The organism is Falsiroseomonas sp. (genome assembly GCF_051859025.1).
GTDB lineage: Bacteria > Pseudomonadota > Alphaproteobacteria > Acetobacterales > Acetobacteraceae > Falsiroseomonas.
Genome location: NZ_JBHYGL010000012.1, coordinates 145,214 through 160,874 on the forward strand (window position 1 = coordinate 145,214; position 15,661 = coordinate 160,874).

General features: G+C 69.9%; 17 protein-coding genes and 1 tRNA gene. 2 read left to right on the plus strand and 16 right to left on the minus strand.

The genetic code is table 11. The features are described from left to right. Nucleotides 1-53: 53 nt before the first annotated feature. The 16 genes from ACTIE5_RS12790 to ACTIE5_RS12865 all read right to left on the minus strand — a co-directional run bounded on the left by ACTIE5_RS12790 (nt 54) and on the right by ACTIE5_RS12865 (nt 12,154). Entirely contained in the window at nt 54-779 is a 726-nt protein-coding gene (locus tag ACTIE5_RS12790) for an ABC transporter ATP-binding protein (RefSeq protein ID WP_439550090.1), read from the minus strand. 199 nt (nt 780-978) lie between these two features. Then, nucleotides 979-1,803, minus strand: coding sequence for an ABC transporter ATP-binding protein (locus ACTIE5_RS12795; protein ID WP_439550091.1), 825 nt, complete (start codon nt 1,801-1,803; stop codon nt 979-981). Continuing rightward, nucleotides 1,800-3,080 carry a high-affinity branched-chain amino acid ABC transporter permease LivM gene (gene livM / locus ACTIE5_RS12800; protein WP_439550092.1) on the minus strand — a complete coding sequence of 427 codons (1,281 nt, stop codon included), beginning with the start codon at nt 3,078-3,080 and terminating at the stop codon, nt 1,800-1,802. The genes ACTIE5_RS12795 and livM overlap by 4 nt, the downstream gene beginning before the upstream one ends. Then, complete coding sequence (locus tag ACTIE5_RS12805) at nt 3,077-3,991, minus strand: branched-chain amino acid ABC transporter permease (RefSeq protein WP_439550093.1); 915 nt, start codon at nt 3,989-3,991, stop codon at nt 3,077-3,079. Before ACTIE5_RS12805 ends, livM begins: the two co-directional genes overlap by 4 nt. 103 nt (nt 3,992-4,094) lie before the next feature. Further along, nucleotides 4,095-4,170, minus strand: a tRNA-Phe gene (locus ACTIE5_RS12810). A gap of 93 nt (nt 4,171-4,263) precedes the next feature. Continuing rightward, nucleotides 4,264-4,446: a DNA gyrase inhibitor YacG gene (locus ACTIE5_RS12815; protein ID WP_439550094.1), complete on the minus strand. Its 183-nt coding sequence runs from the start codon at nt 4,444-4,446 to the stop codon at nt 4,264-4,266. Next, nucleotides 4,443-5,582: a ribonuclease E/G gene (locus tag ACTIE5_RS12820; RefSeq protein WP_439550095.1), complete on the minus strand. Its 1,140-nt coding sequence runs from the start codon at nt 5,580-5,582 to the stop codon at nt 4,443-4,445. The genes ACTIE5_RS12815 and ACTIE5_RS12820 overlap by 4 nt, the downstream gene beginning before the upstream one ends. Beyond that, nucleotides 5,579-6,160: a Maf family protein gene (locus ACTIE5_RS12825; RefSeq protein WP_439550096.1), complete on the minus strand. Its 582-nt coding sequence runs from the start codon at nt 6,158-6,160 to the stop codon at nt 5,579-5,581. Before ACTIE5_RS12825 ends, ACTIE5_RS12820 begins: the two co-directional genes overlap by 4 nt. Nucleotides 6,161-6,179: 19 nt before the next feature. Further along, nucleotides 6,180-6,398 (minus strand): translation initiation factor IF-1, encoded by a 219-nt coding sequence (gene infA, locus ACTIE5_RS12830; RefSeq protein WP_092956859.1) that lies wholly within the window; start codon nt 6,396-6,398, stop codon nt 6,180-6,182. Between the two features lie 203 nt (nt 6,399-6,601). After that, nucleotides 6,602-7,933: a histidinol dehydrogenase gene (hisD, locus tag ACTIE5_RS12835; protein ID WP_439550097.1), complete on the minus strand. Its 1,332-nt coding sequence runs from the start codon at nt 7,931-7,933 to the stop codon at nt 6,602-6,604. Continuing rightward, entirely contained in the window at nt 7,930-8,604 is a 675-nt protein-coding gene (gene hisG, locus ACTIE5_RS12840; RefSeq protein ID WP_439550098.1) for an ATP phosphoribosyltransferase, read from the minus strand. Before hisG ends, hisD begins: the two co-directional genes overlap by 4 nt. Nucleotides 8,605-8,797: 193 nt before the next feature. Then, entirely contained in the window at nt 8,798-9,586 is a 789-nt protein-coding gene (locus ACTIE5_RS12845; protein ID WP_439550099.1) for an NAD kinase, read from the minus strand. A gap of 130 nt (nt 9,587-9,716) precedes the next feature. After that, the gene (locus ACTIE5_RS12850) at nt 9,717-10,118 is read right to left on the minus strand and encodes a hypothetical protein (RefSeq protein ID WP_439550100.1); all 402 of its coding nucleotides are present in this window, start codon (nt 10,116-10,118) and stop codon (nt 9,717-9,719) included. Next, entirely contained in the window at nt 10,118-11,110 is a 993-nt protein-coding gene (gene moaA / locus ACTIE5_RS12855) for a GTP 3',8-cyclase MoaA (protein WP_439550101.1), read from the minus strand. Before moaA ends, ACTIE5_RS12850 begins: the two co-directional genes overlap by 1 nt. A gap of 112 nt (nt 11,111-11,222) precedes the next feature. Continuing rightward, complete coding sequence (locus tag ACTIE5_RS12860) at nt 11,223-11,978, minus strand: sulfite exporter TauE/SafE family protein (protein WP_439550102.1); 756 nt, start codon at nt 11,976-11,978, stop codon at nt 11,223-11,225. Continuing rightward, nucleotides 11,975-12,154: a DUF3553 domain-containing protein gene (locus ACTIE5_RS12865; protein WP_439550103.1), complete on the minus strand. Its 180-nt coding sequence runs from the start codon at nt 12,152-12,154 to the stop codon at nt 11,975-11,977. Before ACTIE5_RS12865 ends, ACTIE5_RS12860 begins: the two co-directional genes overlap by 4 nt. A 168-nt stretch (nt 12,155-12,322) precedes the next feature. Here ACTIE5_RS12865 and ACTIE5_RS12870 point away from each other — a divergent pair, with 168 nt between their 5' ends. Both ACTIE5_RS12870 and ACTIE5_RS12875 read left to right on the plus strand, forming a co-directional pair. Then, a complete protein-coding gene (locus ACTIE5_RS12870) occupies nt 12,323-12,937 on the plus strand; it encodes a histidine phosphotransferase family protein (protein WP_439550104.1) in 615 nt (204 codons plus the stop codon). Nucleotides 12,938-13,045: 108 nt separating this feature from the next. Then, nucleotides 13,046-15,658 (plus strand): chemotaxis protein CheW, encoded by a 2,613-nt coding sequence (locus ACTIE5_RS12875; RefSeq protein ID WP_439550105.1) that lies wholly within the window; start codon nt 13,046-13,048, stop codon nt 15,656-15,658. Nucleotides 15,659-15,661: the final 3 nt, after the last annotated feature.

Sequence of the window (15,661 nt, forward strand, 5' to 3'; positions counted from 1 at the left end):
GGGTCTCCCCCCTGGCAAGGGGGTGCGGGGGAACAGCGTTCCCCCGCGGGCCGTCAGTGCCCCCCGCCCAGATACGCGTCCCTGATTTCCGGCCGCGCCAGCAGTTCCGCCCCGGTCCCGCTCATGGTGATGCGCCCTGTCACCAGCACGTAGCCCCGATGGGCCAGGCGCAGGGCCTGGTTGGCGTTCTGCTCCACCAGCAGCACGGTCAGCCCCTCGGTCTCGTTCAGCCGCTTGATGGCGGCGAAGATCTGGCGGGAGATCAGCGGCGCCAGGCCGAGCGAGGGTTCGTCCAGCAGCAGCAGGCGCGGCTTCGACATCAGCGCGCGGCCGATCGCCAGCATCTGCTGTTCGCCGCCGGACAGCGTGCCGCCACGTTGCGCCTGGCGTTCGTTCAGGCGCGGGAACAGGGCAAAGACGCGCGCCAGTTCCGGCCCCGGGTCGTGGCCCATGGATTGGGCGCCCATGATGAGGTTTTCCAGCACGGTCATGCGCGGGAAGATGCGCCGCCCTTCCGGGGACTGCGCGACGCCGCGGCGGATGATCTGGTGGGTGGGCATCGCCGTGATGTCGTCGCCATCCAGCAGCACGCGGCCGGATTTGGCGCGGGGATCGCCGCAGAGGCTCATCAGCAGCGTGGATTTCCCCGCGCCATTGGCGCCGATCAGGGTCACGATCTCCCCGGGATCGACATGGAGGGAGACGCCCTTCAGCGCCTCCACCGCGCCGTAGAAGGTGCGGAGGTCCTGGATTTCCAGCATGGGTGCGGCGGGGGTCATTTCTCTTGCACGAAGGCTTCGCCTTCGTGCCCCTCAGACGCGTCGTGCCGAAGGCACGCCTGCGGCGTGACGCGGGCCGCATCCGCGGCCCTTGGCTTCGTCGTGCCGAAGGCACGCCTGCGGCGTGACGCATAAGCCGCGGGCCGCATTCGCGGCCTCGGCCCTACGGGCCGCAGGTTCGACAGGTGGGTGAACCTCGTCATTCCTCCTCCGCCTCCCCCAGATAGGCGGCGATGACGTGGGGGTCCTGGCGGATGGCGGCGGGCCGGCCCTCCGCGATCTTCTTCCCGTGGTCGAGCACGACGACATGGTCCGAGATGCGCATGACGATGCCCATGTCGTGTTCGATCAGCAGGATGGAGGTGGGGGCGGCCGCGGTCGCCGTGCCGTCCCGGATCGCCAGCAGCAGCTTGGCCAAATCGTCCGATTCGCGCGGGTTCAGCCCGGCGGCGGGTTCATCGAGGCAGAGAAGCGCGGGCCCTGTGCACATGGCGCGCGCGATCTCCAGCCGCCGCTGGTCGCCATAGGGCAGGGATCCCGCGGGGTCATCCGCGCGGGCCAGCAGGCCGATGGCGCGCAGCCAGCCGGCGGCACGCTCGATGGCCGCGGCCTCGGCGGCCTTGTAGCCGGAGATGCCGAGCAGCGCGCCGATGCCGAAGCCCGTCGCCTTGTGCAGCGGGCCGTGCTGCGCGATCAGCAGATTCTCCAGCGCCGTCATGCCGGCGAAAAGCCGGATGTTCTGGAAGGTGCGGGCGACGCCGGCGCGGGCGATGTTGTGGTCCTTCAGCCGGTTCAGGACGACGTCCCGGCCATCCGTGGTGGCCAGATGCACGGCGCCGCCGGTCGGGCGGTAGAAGCCGGTGATGCAGTTGAAGACCGTGGTCTTGCCGGCGCCGTTCGGGCCGATCAGGGCGGTGATGGTGCCGCGGGGGACCTCGAAGCTCACGCCATCCACGGCCAGCAGGCCGCCGAAGCGCATGGTCAGGCCATCGACGCGGAGGATGTCGGCGGTCGTCACGCTCATCCCCGACCCTCGCCCACGAATTCGGCGCCGATGGCACGGCGTTGGCCGAGCGCCACGGTGGGGGTGCGAGAGCCGACGAGGCCGCGCGGCCGCAGCACCATGATGACGACCATGGCCGCGCCGAAGACCAGCATCCGCCATTCGCCGAGGTCGCGAAACAGCTCGAACCCCCCGATCATCACGATGGCCGCGACGGCGACGCCCAACTGGCTGCCGAGGCCGCCGAGCACGACGATCGCCAGGATCATGGCGCTTTCGATGAAGGTGAAGCTCTCCGGGCTGATGAAGGCCTGGCGGGTGGCGAAGAAGGCGCCGGCGAAGCCGCCAAACATGGCGCCGAGCGCGAAGGCGGTCAGCTTGGTGGTGGTGACGTTGATGCCCAGCGCGCGGCAGGCGACTTCATCCTCCCGCAGTGCCTCCCACGCCCGGCCGATGGGTTGGCGGCGGATGCGGATCGTGACCCAGTTGGTCAGCAGCGCCAGGCAGAGGATGAGATAGTACAGGAACACCACGCGATGCGTCGGGCTGGGTTCCAGCCCGAAGAAATGCGCGAAGGTGCCGGGGTCGCCCGACATGTTGAAGGGCAGGCCGAAGAAGGTAGGGCGCGGGATGCCGCTGATGCCGTTGGGCCCGCCCGTCAAATCCACCCAGTTCAGCAGGATGATGCGGATGATCTCGCCGAAGGCCAGCGTGACGATCGCCAGGTAGTCGCCCCGCAGCCGCAGCACGGGAAAGCCGAGCAGGATGCCCCAGAAGGCCGCGAGGATGCCGGCGAGCGGCAGGCAGGCCCAGAAGGACAGGCCGAAATACTGCGCCAGCAGCGCGTAGGAATAGGCACCGACCGCGTAGAAGGCGACGTAGCCGAGGTCGAGCAGCCCCGCGAGGCCGACCACGATGTTCAGCCCCCAGCCCAGCATGATGTAGGTCAGCACGAGGATGGCGAGGTCGATCTGCCCGCGGTCGATCCCCGGGATGGCGGGCAGGATGACGGCGACCACCAGCAGGCCGATGGCGAAGAAGCTGCCGATGCGCGCCAGCGGCCCGGCCATCGACGAACCCGCCGTCTTCATGAATCGCGGCGTGACCCAGAGCCCGATGGCGAGCCGCGCGGCGAAGATGGCACCGCAGAGCATCGCGACCTCCGCCCATCGCGTGCGCAGGAACAGCGCGCCGGTCGGGCTGACATCGGTGCGCAGCCCGACCATCACGACGAAAAGCCCGAAGGCGACGGCGGTGGCCTTGGCGGCGTCCCGCAGCGCGGGGCCGAGGGCCTTCATACCTTCTCGACCTCCTGCCGGCCGAGCAGGCCCGTCGGCATGAAGATCAGGACGATGGCCAGGATGGAGAAGGCCGCGACATCCTTGTACTGGACGGAGAAATAGGCTGACCAGAAGGTCTCGATCAGCCCGATCAGCAGCCCGCCCAGCACGGCGCCAGGCAGCGACCCAATGCCCCCCAGCACGGCGGCGGTGAAGGCTTTCACCCCCGCCAGGAAGCCGATGTAGAAATCGATCACGCCATAGCGCAGCAGGTACAGCGTGCCCGCCACGGCGGCCAGCGACGCGCCGATGACGAAGGTCAGGCTGATGGTGCGGTCCGTGTCGATGCCGAGGAGCGACGCCATCTTCCGGTCCTGCTCGCAGGCCCGCATGGCTCGGCCGAGCGGCGTCTTCGTCACCAGCCAGGTGAAGATGCCCAGCACCGTCAGCGTCGAGACGATGATGAGCATCTGCATGTAGGAAAGCTGGACGACGAAGGTGCCTTCCCGCATCAGCTCGATGCCCCCGGGCAGCTGGGGCTCCAGCGGCTTCACGCGGGCGCCCTGGCTGACCTGCACGAAATTCTGCAGCACGATCGACATGCCGATGGCGGAGATCAGCGGCGCCAGGCGGAAGCTGCCGCGCAGCGGGCGATAGGCGATGCGCTCCACCGTCCAGCCATACAGCGCGGTGAAGGTCATGGAGATCGCCAGCACCAGCAGGATGGCGGCGGGGCCTTCCATCAGCCCGCCGGAGACCAGCATCACCATGGCGGTCAGCGCGACGAAGGCGCCGATCATGAAGATGTCGCCATGGGCGAAGTTGATCATGCCGATGATGCCGTAGACCATCGTGTAGCCGACCGCGATCAGGCCGTAGATCATCCCCAGGCTGACACCGTTGATCAGCTGTTGCAGCGCATAGGCCAAGGGGGTTGGTCCTTATCCCGGATCACCGAACGGTCGGCGATGCGTCGCGCCCGCGCAAGGAAATTCCCTGCTGTTGAAGAGGCTGCTGGAGGCGAGGGGGGAATGGTGCCCAGGAGTGGAATCGAACCACCGACACTGCGATTTTCAGTCGCATGCTCTACCAACTGAGCTACCTGGGCCCAAGCGAGAGGCCGGTTGTGCCGGCCCACCGTAGAGGAGGCGGGTGATAGCGGAAGCGTTTTCACCTGTCCACCCACCCCGGCACGCTGGATTCAGTCCTCGGCGTCCGGGTCCGGCTCGGCCTTCACCGGCACGGCATAGTCGCCCTTCAGCCAGCGGCCGAGGTCGATGGTCTGGCAGCGGTCGGAACAGAATCGACTGCCGGGGCGGATCTCCGCCCGGTTGCAGATGGGGCAGCGCTTGGCCTTCGGGGCGTGGGGCACGTCCTGGATCATGGGCGATCCTCCTCGATCTGCGCCTCGCCGGGCCGCAGCGCGCGATCGGCGCGCAGCACCAGCCGGCGCCCGGTGGTGGCCTGGTATTCCGCCAGCGCGATGGGCAGGGCGGCGGCCGCGGCGACCACTTCCGGCGCCGCGCGCAGCGCCAGCGCCACATGCGGCCGCGCGGCCGCATCCCGCGCCATGCCGCGGAGTGCGGCCAGCAGATGCGTTGCGGAGGAGGTCGGGCTGCCCAGCACCTCGTGCAAGGGGGGGTGCACCCGGCGGCGCATGATCTCCACCAGCCCGATTCGCGTCACGCCCAGCAGGGCCGGCGCCAGCAGGTCCGCCGCCAGCGCCTTCTCCAGCGGCGGCAGGACCGTCGGGCGCTTGCGGATGGGCAGCCCCGCGAAATCCACCAGGATGGCGCCGGACAGGTTTCTCAAGACGATCTGGCGGACGACCTCCGCGGCGGCGGCCTCGTTCACCCGTCCATGGGCGCTGGCGTCCCCCAGCCCCGCGGCGCGGCCGGCATCGACATCGATGGCGACCAAAGCCGGCGTCGGGTGGATGTGCAGGCGCAGCCCGCCGGGCAGCGTGACGATGGGCTCGGCCAGTTCCGCGAAGGCCGATTCGGTCGCCTCGTCGAAGGCGTTGCCCTGGGCCAGGCGTGCGCGGTCCCGGCCCAGCAGGGCCATCACGGCGGCGCTGTCGGTCTCCACCGGCAGGTCCGGCAGGGCGCGCGCCAGGCGTTCGGCGGCGCCAGGGCCGCGCGCCAGAAGCTGCGGCTTGCGGGTCGCGGGCAAAGGCGGCGCATCCTCCAGCCGCATGGTCACGCGCGGGCCCTTGCCGCCCTGGGCGGCGCGCGTCACGCGCACCAGCACCCAATCGCCCTCGCTGACCGCCTTGGCGATGGGGCGGCGGGGAGGAGGGGTTTCGCTTTCCGGCAGGAAGGCGGCCTCGCCCCCCGCGATCTCGACGAAGGCGCCGCTCATGGCCGCGGAGACGGCAGTGACGCGGCCCAGGTGAAGGTCACCGACGCCATCAGGCAGGTCCGGCCGGTCGATCGCCGCCGCCTGCAATGCGCCATCCCGCAGCACCGCCACCCGGCGTTCGCCCGGGGAGGCGCTGACCAGGATGCGATCGCCCCTCACGGCGTGAGCCAGCCGGCGCCCCGCAGCAGCTGCGCCGTTTCGAACAGCGGCAATCCGACGACGTTGGAATGGCTGCCCGACAGGAAGCGCACGAAGGATTCCGCCCGCTTCTGGATCTGGTAGCCCCCCGCCGCCCCCTGCCATTCGCCGGAGGCGACGTAATCCTCGATCTGCGCCGCGGTCAGGCGCTGGAAGCCGAGGATGGTCACGACCTCCCGCTTCGACCGCTTGCCATCGGGGCGGATCAGGCAGAGCCCGGTGGTCACGCGGTGGCGGCGGCCGGACAGCAGCGCCAGGAACTTCGCGGCCTCGGCGGCATCTGCCGGCTTGTTCAGGATGCGGCGGCCCACGCCGACGACCGTATCGGCGGCCAGCACCAGGCAATCCGGGCATTGCGCGGCAACGGCTTCGGCCTTGGCCACGGCCAGGCGGCCCGCCAGCGCGCGCGGAAGCTCCGCCTTGCGCGGCGTCTCGTCGATATCGGCGGGCAGCACGCGGTCCGGCGTCGCGCCGATGCGGGCGAGCAATTCCAGCCGCCTCGGGCTGGCGGAGGCGAGGACCAAAGGCGGGCGAGACATCGGGAGTGCCCGCCTGCCGCTACTTGAAGCGGAAGGTGATGCGCCCCTTGGTCAGGTCATACGGCGTCATTTCGACGTTCACGCGGTCACCGGCCAGGACGCGGATGCGGTTCTTCCGCATCTTCCCGCTGGTATGGGCGAGAACCATGTGGTCGTTGTCGAGCTTCACGCGGAACATCGCGTTGGGCAGCAGCTCCACCACGGTGCCGCTGAACTCGATCATGTCCTCTTTCGACATGCAGATCCTTCATCGGAGTCGCCGGGACCCATGCGGGCCTCGGGGGGGTCGTAAGGCCCCGCGAGGGGCCGGGATGGTCGTAGGGGCCAGTACCGACCCCTGGGGATCAGGCACAAGGCCGTTCACGGCGCGGGGGGGCGCGCAAGGCGGCGCGGAACATGAGCGCCACGGCGCCCTTGGTCAAGGACGGTTGTCCTGTTTCGTCAAGCGGTGGGCCCGTTGAGACGCTGCCTGGCCGGGCCGTTCAGGCGCAGACGGGCTGCGACACTCAGCCCATGCGCGTCCAGCCCCTCGGCCTGCGCCAGCGTCACCGCCGCCGGGCCGATGGCCGCGATGCCGGCTTCCGTCGCCTCCACCCAGGTGGTGCGCTTGATGAAGTCGAAGACCGAAAGGCCGGAGGCGAAGCGCGCCGTGCGGCCCGTGGGCAGCACATGGTTCGGCCCGGCCACATAGTCGCCCAGCGCCTCCGGGCAGTGCCGGCCGAGGAAGGCGGCGCCGGCATGGCGGATGCGGGCGAACAGCGCGCGGGGCGCCTCCACCATGATCTGCAGGTGTTCCGGCGCCAGGCGGTTCGTCAGCTCCACCGCCTGGTCCCAGGACTCCACGGTGATCACGGCACCATGGGCGCGCCAGGACGCGGCCGCGATGGCGGCGCGGGGCAGGGTTTCCAGCGCCTTGTCCACCGCCGCCACCACCCGGTCAGCGAAGCCTGCGTCATCGGTGATGAGGATGGATTGCGCGGCCTCGTCATGCTCGGCCTGGGCCAGCAGGTCCAGCGCCACATGGTCCGGGTTGTTGGTGCCATCGGCCAGGATCACGACCTCCGACGGGCCGGCGATGCTGTCGATGCCGACCTTGCCGAAGGCCTGGCGCTTGGCCTCCGCCACATAGGCGTTGCCGGGGCCGACGATGCGATCGACCGGCGCGATGGAGGCAGTGCCCCAGGCCATGGCGGCCACGGCCTGGGCGCCGCCGATGCGCCAGACCTCGCTGACCCCGGCCAGCCGCGCGGCCGCCAGCACCAGCGGGTTCAGCACCCCATCCGGCGTCGGCACGCACATCGCGATCCGCCCCACCCCCGCCACCCGGGCCGGCAGCGCGTTCATCAGGACGGAAGACGGATAGGCCGCCTTGCCGCCCGGCACATAGAGGCCCACGGCATCGATGGCGCCCCAGCGCATGCCCGTCACGATGCCCGCGCCGTCATCCAGCGTGATGTCGCGCGGCAGCTGGGCGGCGTGGAAAGCCTCAATCCGCTGGGCCGCGACCGCGAGCGCATCCCGCCGGTCTTCCGGGATACCGGCGGTGGCGGCGTCGATCTCGGCCTCCGTCACCCGCAGCGCCGTGGCATCGGCGGGGGACCAGCGGTCGAAGCGCCGGGTCAGGTCCAGCAGCGCGGCGTCGCCCCCGGCCTGGATCGCCTGGATGATGCCGGCGACGGCGGCATCGACGCGCGCCGTGGTGTCCCGCGCCTCGGCCAGCAGCGCCTCGAACGACGCCTCGAAGCCTGTGTCGGTGGTGGAAAGGCGCTTCATGCGGGCTGCCCTCCCGCCAGCGCCGCCCTGAACCGGGCGATCCAGGCGCCGATCGCCTCCGGCTGGGTCTTGAGGGCGGTGCGGTTCACGATCAGGCGGGATGTCACGGATGCGATCACTTCGGACTCGACCAGGCCATTCGCCTTCAAGGTGGACCCCGTCTGCACCAGGTCAACGATCACCCGCGCCAGGCCGAGGGAAGGTGCCAGTTCCATCGCGCCGTTCAGGTGCACCACCTCCGCCTGGATGCCGCGCGCGGCGAAATGGCGATGGGCGATGGTGGGGTATTTCGTCGCCACCGTGACGCGGGACCAGGCGCCCATATCCTGCTGCCCCGCCGTGGCGACGGGCTCCGCCACCGAAACCCGGCACCGCCCGATGCCGAGGTCGAGCGGCGCATAGATCTGGTCGTAGTCGAATTCCATCAGCACATCGGCGCCGCAAACGCCGATCTGCGCCGCGCCATGCGCCACGAAGGTCGCGACATCGAAGGACCGGACCCGCACGACATCAAGGGTGGGGTCGTTCGTCTCGAACCGCAGGCGGCGGCTGTCCTCGTCCCGGAAATCGGCACAGGGCTCGATCCCCGCGCGGCTCAGCAACGGGCGCAGTTCCTTGAGGATGCGGCCTTTCGGCAGGGCCAGCACAAGGGGGGCGGGGGCGGCGGTCATGGGCGCGCGGGACTCGATGTTGCCGGGGTCGGGCGCCGGGGGGCGGTGTGCGACCGCGGGGCGGATCGCAGATGAGGGGGGCGGCGTCAACCGGGCGGGGCCGCGCGGGTGACCCCTGGGAAAGGCGCTGCCTTTCCCAGACCCTGCCCGCCCCCTCTGGAAGATTTGGGGGGGAGACCCCCCTGGACCGTCTTCAGACCGTGAACTGCTCGGCGATGATGCGCTCGGACAGGCCGTGGTCGGGGTCGAAGAGCATGGTGAGGGTCACGCTCCGGTTCTCCCGCACCTCCACGCGGCGCACGTCGCGCACCTCCGTGTAGTCGGCCACCGCGGCCACCGGGCGCTTGGCGTGTTCCAGCACGTCGAACACGACCTCCGCCTCCGCCGGCAACAGCGCGCCCCGCCAGCGCCGCGGGCGGAAGGCGGAAATCGGCGTCAACGGCAGCAGATTGGCGCCCAGCGGGATGATCGGGCCGTGGGCGGAGAGGTTGTAGGCCGTGCTGCCCGCGGGGGTGGAGACCAGCACGCCGTCGCAGATCAACTCCGAAAGCCGTTCCTTGCCATCCACCAGGATGCGGATCTTGGCGGCCTGCCTGGTTTCCCGCAGCAGGGAGACCTCGTTGATCGCCAGCGCCTCCACCGGCGGGCCATCGCCCACATAGGCCCGCATATGCAGGGGATGGAGGCTGGCGGCCTGGGCGGCGGCCAGGCGCTCCATCAGCCCCTCCAGCCGGAAGTCATTCATCAGGAAGCCGACGCTGCCACAATTCATGCCATAGACCGGCAGGTTGCGACCCAGCATCCGGTGCTGGGTCTCCAGCATCAGCCCATCGCCCCCCAGCGCCACCACGATGCGCGCATCGTCCAGCGCCGCATTGCCATAGGCCGCTTCGAGCTTCGCGAGCGCCTCCGCCGCCTGGTCCGTCGGCGCGGCCACCAGCGCGATGCGCCCGGCCAGCGCGGCGGCCTCAGTCTCGGTCATTGCCGGCGCCGATGGGCGGTCGTCGCGCTTGCCCTTGCCAGGCTCATCCGGCCGCACTCCTCGATGCCAGGAACCATCAAGCCCTGCCGGGGAGGTCCCCGCAAGGCGAGCCCCCCTGATCCTTCAACGTTCAGCGCGGCGACCGCGGCCAGTCGAGGCGCGGTTCGGCCCGGCTGCCGCCCAGGTTGCGGTCCCTCTCCGGGAAGACCGGCGGCGGTGGCGCGGGGGGGGCGGCGCGGGGGTGGGTATTCTCCACCGCAGGCCGCAGGGAGGGGGGCGGCTCCACCCAATCCTCCTCCAGCGCCGGGCGGCGGCGGCCGGCTTCCGGCGCGCGCAGGGCCAGGCCGCGAAGCTCCGTCTGGATCTCGTCCAGCTGGGCCTCGATGGCGTCCAGCCTTCCCTTCAGGCCGAAGACGCTGAAGGGCATCAGCAGATAGGCCAGCCCCACCAGCAGCAGGCAGACCAGCAGCACCAGGCCCACCCAGTCGGGCAGGCCGGGGATGGTCAGGGCCCCCAGGATCTCCTGAAGCATCAGCCGCCCGTCACGCTCATGTGTCGCGCCACGGCGGGCGCCCGCGCCTGGCGGTCGATCACGAAGTCATGCCCCTTGGGCTTGCGGGAGATCGCTTCCAGGATCGCCGCCTTCAGCCCCTCATCGTCCAGCGTGTCGTCGCGCAGCGGCTTGCGGAGGTCCGCGGCATCGTCCTGGCCGAGGCACATGTAGAGCGTGCCGGTGCAGGTCACGCGCACGCGGTTGCAGCTTTCGCAGAAATTATGGGTCAGCGGCGTGATGAAGCCGATCCGCTGGCCGGTTTCCTTCACCGTGAAGTAGCGGGCGGGGCCGCCGGTCGAATAATCCGTCTCCTCCAGCGTCCAGTTCTGCCGGAGTTGCGCGCGGACGGTGGACAGCGGCAGGTACTGGTCGTTGCGGCTGCCATCGATCTCGCCGAGCGGCATCGTCTCGATCAGGCAGAGGTCGAGCCCGTGTTCGCCGCACCAGGCGATCATCCGGTCGAACTCGCCCTCATTCACGCCCTTCATGGCGACGGCGTTGATCTTCACATGCAGCCCGGCGGCCTTGGCGGCGAAGATGCCGTCCAGCGTCGGCTCGATCTTCCCCCAGCGGGTGACAGCGGCGAAGGTCGCGGGGTCCAGCGTATCCAGGCTGACATTGATGCGGCGGACGCCGGCGGAAGCCAGGTCCCCGGCCATCTTCGTCAGCTGGGTGCCGTTGGTGGTGACGGTCAGCTCCTTCAGCCCTCCCGCACCCAGGCGCGCGCCCAGGTTGCGGAACAGGGAGATGACGTTCTTGCGCACCAGGGGCTCCCCCCCGGTCAGGCGGATCTTGTCCACGCCGAGCCCGATGAAGGCCCCGCAGAGGCGGTCCAGCTCCTCCAGGCTCAGCACTTCCGCCTTGGGCAGGAAGGTCATGTCCTCCGCCATGCAGTAGACGCAGCGCAGGTCGCAGCGGTCGGTGACGGAGACGCGCAGGTAGCTGACCCGTCGGCCAAACGGATCGATCATGTGGCCAATCCCCCATCAAGGAGCACGGTGAAGGCGCCGCAGGCGGGGCGCTTCCGGCCATTTGGTCCGCCGACCCCTTGTGGTGCAAGCCCCCCGGGGGGGGTGGCGCCCCTTAGATCAACAGGGTGATGGTGCCGGTGATGACCAGGAAGGTCAGGGCGGCGCGGCGGTACCAGCGATCCGGGATCACATGGAACAGCCGGGCGCCGATCGGCACGCAGCACAGCAGGACCGGCAGCAGCACCAGCGCCTTGGCGAAGACCATCCACCCCATCAGCCCGCCGATGGCGGGCGGGATGACGGAGATGACGGCGATGGTGGCGAAGAACAGGATCAAATTGGCCCGGTGCTGCTTCGCGGCCTCAGGCCCCGCCAGGAGGTACAGGATGACGGGCGGGCCGCTCATCCCCGTCGCGCCCTTCAGCAGCCCCGCCAGCGTGCCGATCCCGATATTGAGGGGCAGGGGGCGGGACCCCGTGTAGCGCCAGCCGGACATCAGCAGCAGGCCGAAGACCAGCACGAACCCGCCGATGAAGCGGCGCAGCAGGTCCTGGTCCGCCGTCAGCAGGATGAAGGCGCCGACCGGCGTGGCCAGGCAGGCGGCGGCGCCGATGGGCAGGATCACGCGGCGGTTGGCGTCCCCGAAGGCCTTGGGCAGCAGCTGGAGGGAGACGGCCAGTTCCATCAGCAGCATGACGGGAATGCCGATCCGCGGCCCCCACAGCACCGAATAGGCCGGTGCCAGCAGCACGGCGGTGCCGAAGCCCGAATAGCCCCGCATCAGCCCGGCAAGGGCGGTGACAAGGGCCGCGGCGTAGAAGCGCCAGTCACCCAGCAGCGCCGCCATCTCGGCCGGAAGCCCGCTCATTCTGGGTCGCGATCGATGGGCTCTAGCGTCACGTGGTCGATATGGACCATCATCTTGCCGGCGTTTTCGAAATTCACCGTGACGCGATTGCCGACCACGGATTGCACCTGGCCGGCCCCCCAATCCGGCCTCGCCGGGTTCATGACCCGGCTGCCGGGGAAAAGCTCACTGTTCATGGTCCAGCGTTACCAAGATTTACGGCTTCAAGACTAGCCTGCCGGGCGCAATCTCGTTTTTCCTTGCCGGCCTGCGAAACCGGGGACCGACCCCCCCCGGGAAGCCCGGCCGGCAAGGGCATTCCCGACGCGTGCCCGGATTGCCGCGTCGTTTGTCGGAGGAAATGGATGCTGCCTGACAAGATCGCCCTCGCCCAAGCGGTATGCACCCGCCTCTGCCATGACCTGGGCGGCGCGGTGGGGGCGCTGGCGAATGCGCTGGACCTGATGGATGGCGCGCCGGGCGATGCGATGGATGTCGCGCGCGACGCCTCCACCATCATGGACCGGCGGATCCGATTCTACCGCGCCGCGGTGGGCGCGGGATCCGGCGATTGCCGGGTGGAGGAACTGGCCCAGGCGGCGGAGGGGCTGACGCTCGGCCGCCGCGCCATCATCGACTTCAACGACCTGGAAGCCACCATCGTGCTGCCCGCCCATGTGGCGCAGGCGGTGCTGCTGGCGCTCTGGACCGCGATCGAGGGCCTGCCCCGCGGCGGCGCCGTGCGCGTCGGCGGCGACCTTGAAGGCGGGATCTCCATCTGGCCGGACGGGCCTTCCGCCGCCTGGCCGCCCCTCCTCTCCGCCGGCCTGGCGGGGGAGGCGATGCAGTTCACCGCGCGCAACGTGTCCGTGCCCCTGCTGGTCTCCGTCGCCGCCAGCTCCGGCATCCGGCTTGAGATGCTGCACGGCCGCACCGGCGTCGCCGCGCCCCTGCTGATGACGGCCTTCACCCGCAACTGAGGCGCATCCCGCACCAAAAGGCGCGGCGGTTCGAATCACCGCCCGCCATTTACCGATTATTCGGGCAGATGCCGCAAGCTCCGGGCGAGAAGAGGCGCCGGAGCCACCATGGACGATCTGCTCGCAGATTTCTTGACTGAGACGCATGAGGGCCTCGTGGCGCTCGATGCCGCGTTGTTGCGGCTGGAAAAGCAGCCGCAGGACAAGCCCACCCTGTCCGAGATCTTCCGCCTGGTGCACACCATCAAGGGCACCTGCGGCTTCCTCGGCCTCGGGCGGCTTGAGAAAGTGGCCCATGCCGCGGAGAATGTCCTCGGCCTGTACCGCGACGGCGTCCTCGCCGTCACGCCCGATGGCGTCACGCTGATCCTGAACGCGCTCGACCGCATCAAGGAGATCGTGAGCGGGCTCGAGGCCGGCGGCACGGAACCGGTCGGCGACGATGTCGAGCTGATCCGCCGCCTCGATGCGGCCGCGACGGGCGACATGGCCGCCATCACGGCGGAAGCCGCGCCCGCGCCGAAGGCCGCGGAGGCGCCTGCTGAGGTGGCCATGCCGGTTGCCGCGGAAGCCCCGGCCCCCAGGGCCGCCGCCGCGCCGCCCGCGCCGCCGGCAGAGCTGCATGCGGAAGAAGCCTCCTCCGGCGGCCGCGCGCCGCCGCAGAGCATCCGCGTCTCGGTCGATGTGCTGGAAGACCTGATGATGCTGGTCAGCGAACTCGTGCTGACGCGCAACCAGCTGATGCAGCTGGCCCGCGCGCGGGGCGATGGCGCCTATACCGTGCCGTTGCAGCGCCTGTCGCACATCACCTCCGATCTGCAGGACGGCGTGATGAAGACGCGCATGCAGCCGATCGGCAATGCCTGGGCGAAGATGCCGCGCCTGGTGCGCGACCTCTCGATCGAACTCGGCAAGAAGATCAACCTGGAGATGCGCGGCGCGGATACCGAGCTGGATCGCCAGGTTCTCGAGCTGATCAAGGATCCCTTGACCCACATGGTCCGCAACAGCGGCGACCATGGGCTGGAGATGCCGGAGGACCGTCGCCGGGCGAACAAGTCCGAGACCGGCCGCATCATGCTGAACGCCTATCACGAAGGCGGCCACATCCTCATCGAGATCGCCGATGACGGGAAGGGCCTGCACACCGACCGCATCCGCGCCAAGGCCCTTTCGCAGGGCCTCGCGACGGAAGCCGAGATCGCGGCGATGAGCGAGCGGGAGGTGCATCGCTTCATCTTCCGCGCCGGCTTCTCCACCGCCGCCGCCGTCACCGCCGTCTCCGGCCGCGGCGTCGGCATGGATGTGGTGAAGACGAATGTGGAGCGGATCGGCGGCACCATCGACGTCGCCTCCACCGAGGGCAAGGGCACCAGCTTCACCATCAAGATCCCGCTGACGCTGGCCATCGTCTCCGCCCTGATCGTCGAAGTCGCGGGCGAACGCTTCGCCATCCCGCAGATCGGCGTGCTGGAACTGGTGCGGGTCGGCGGCGGCGCGGATACGCGGGTGGAACGCATCAAGGATGCGCCCGTGCTGCGTCTGCGAGACCGGCTGCTGCCCCTCGTCTCCCTCGGCGCCGTGCTGGGGCTGGAGGAGCCGAAGGAGGTGCCGATCAGTGGCAGCGGGGGCGGCGCCTCCGGCGACATGGGCTTCGTCGTCGTCACGCAGGTGGGTGCCCATGTCTTCGGCATCATCGTGGACCGGCTGTTCGACACGGAGGAAATCGTCGTCAAGCCGGTGGCGCCGATCCTGCGTCATATCGGCATGTTTTCGGGCAACACCATCCTCGGCGATGGCAGCGTCATCATGATCCTCGATCCCAACGGCATCGCCCGCGTCACGGGTGTCGCCGGCGACGGGGCGGAGCAGCGGGCGATGGCGGGCCAGGCGACGGGCGGCGTGCGGTCCAACGACAAGACGGCGCTGCTGCTGTTCCGCGCTGGCGACGGGACGCCGAAGGCGGTGCCGCTCGGCCTCATCGCGCGGCTCGACGACATCCCGGTCGAGAATATCGAGCAATCCGGCGGCACGCCGGTGGTGCAGTATCGCGGCCAGTTGATGCCGCTGCTGTCCATGACCGGCGACTACGGCCCGCCGCTGGATGGCCGCGGCCGCCAGACGGTGCTGGTGTTCAGCGAGGGCGAGCGCAGCCTGGGCCTGATGGTCGATGCCATCCTGGACGTGGTGGATGAATCGCTGAACGTGCAGGCCGGCCAAGGGCGCCCGGGCTTCCTGGGTTCCGCCGTCATCGCCGGCAAGGTCACGGATGTGGTCGATACCGCCTGGTGGCTGCGCCAGGCCGGCGGCGACTGGTTCCGCGCATCGCCTGCCCAGACCATCACGCGCCGCCTGCTGGTGGTGGAGGACAGCGCCTTCTTCCGCGAACTCGTCGTCCCCGCCCTGGCGGCGGAGGGGTATGAGGTCGTCGCCGTCGAAAGCGCCACCACGGCACTGAAGCTGCGCGAACGCGGCGAGGTCTTCGACGGCATCGTCTCCGACATCGAGATGCCGGACATGGACGGCTACGGCTTCGCCAGGGAAGTTCGCGCCGGTGGCGCCTGGGCCGACCTGCCGATGATCGCGCTGACCGGGCGGGTGGAACCCGCCGCCGTGGCGCGCGGCCGTGCCGCCGGCTTCACGGATTATGTGGCCAAGTTCGACCGCGAAGCGCTGATCGGCAGCCTGGCGGAATGCTTCAACGTGCCGGTCGCGGCCTGAGGC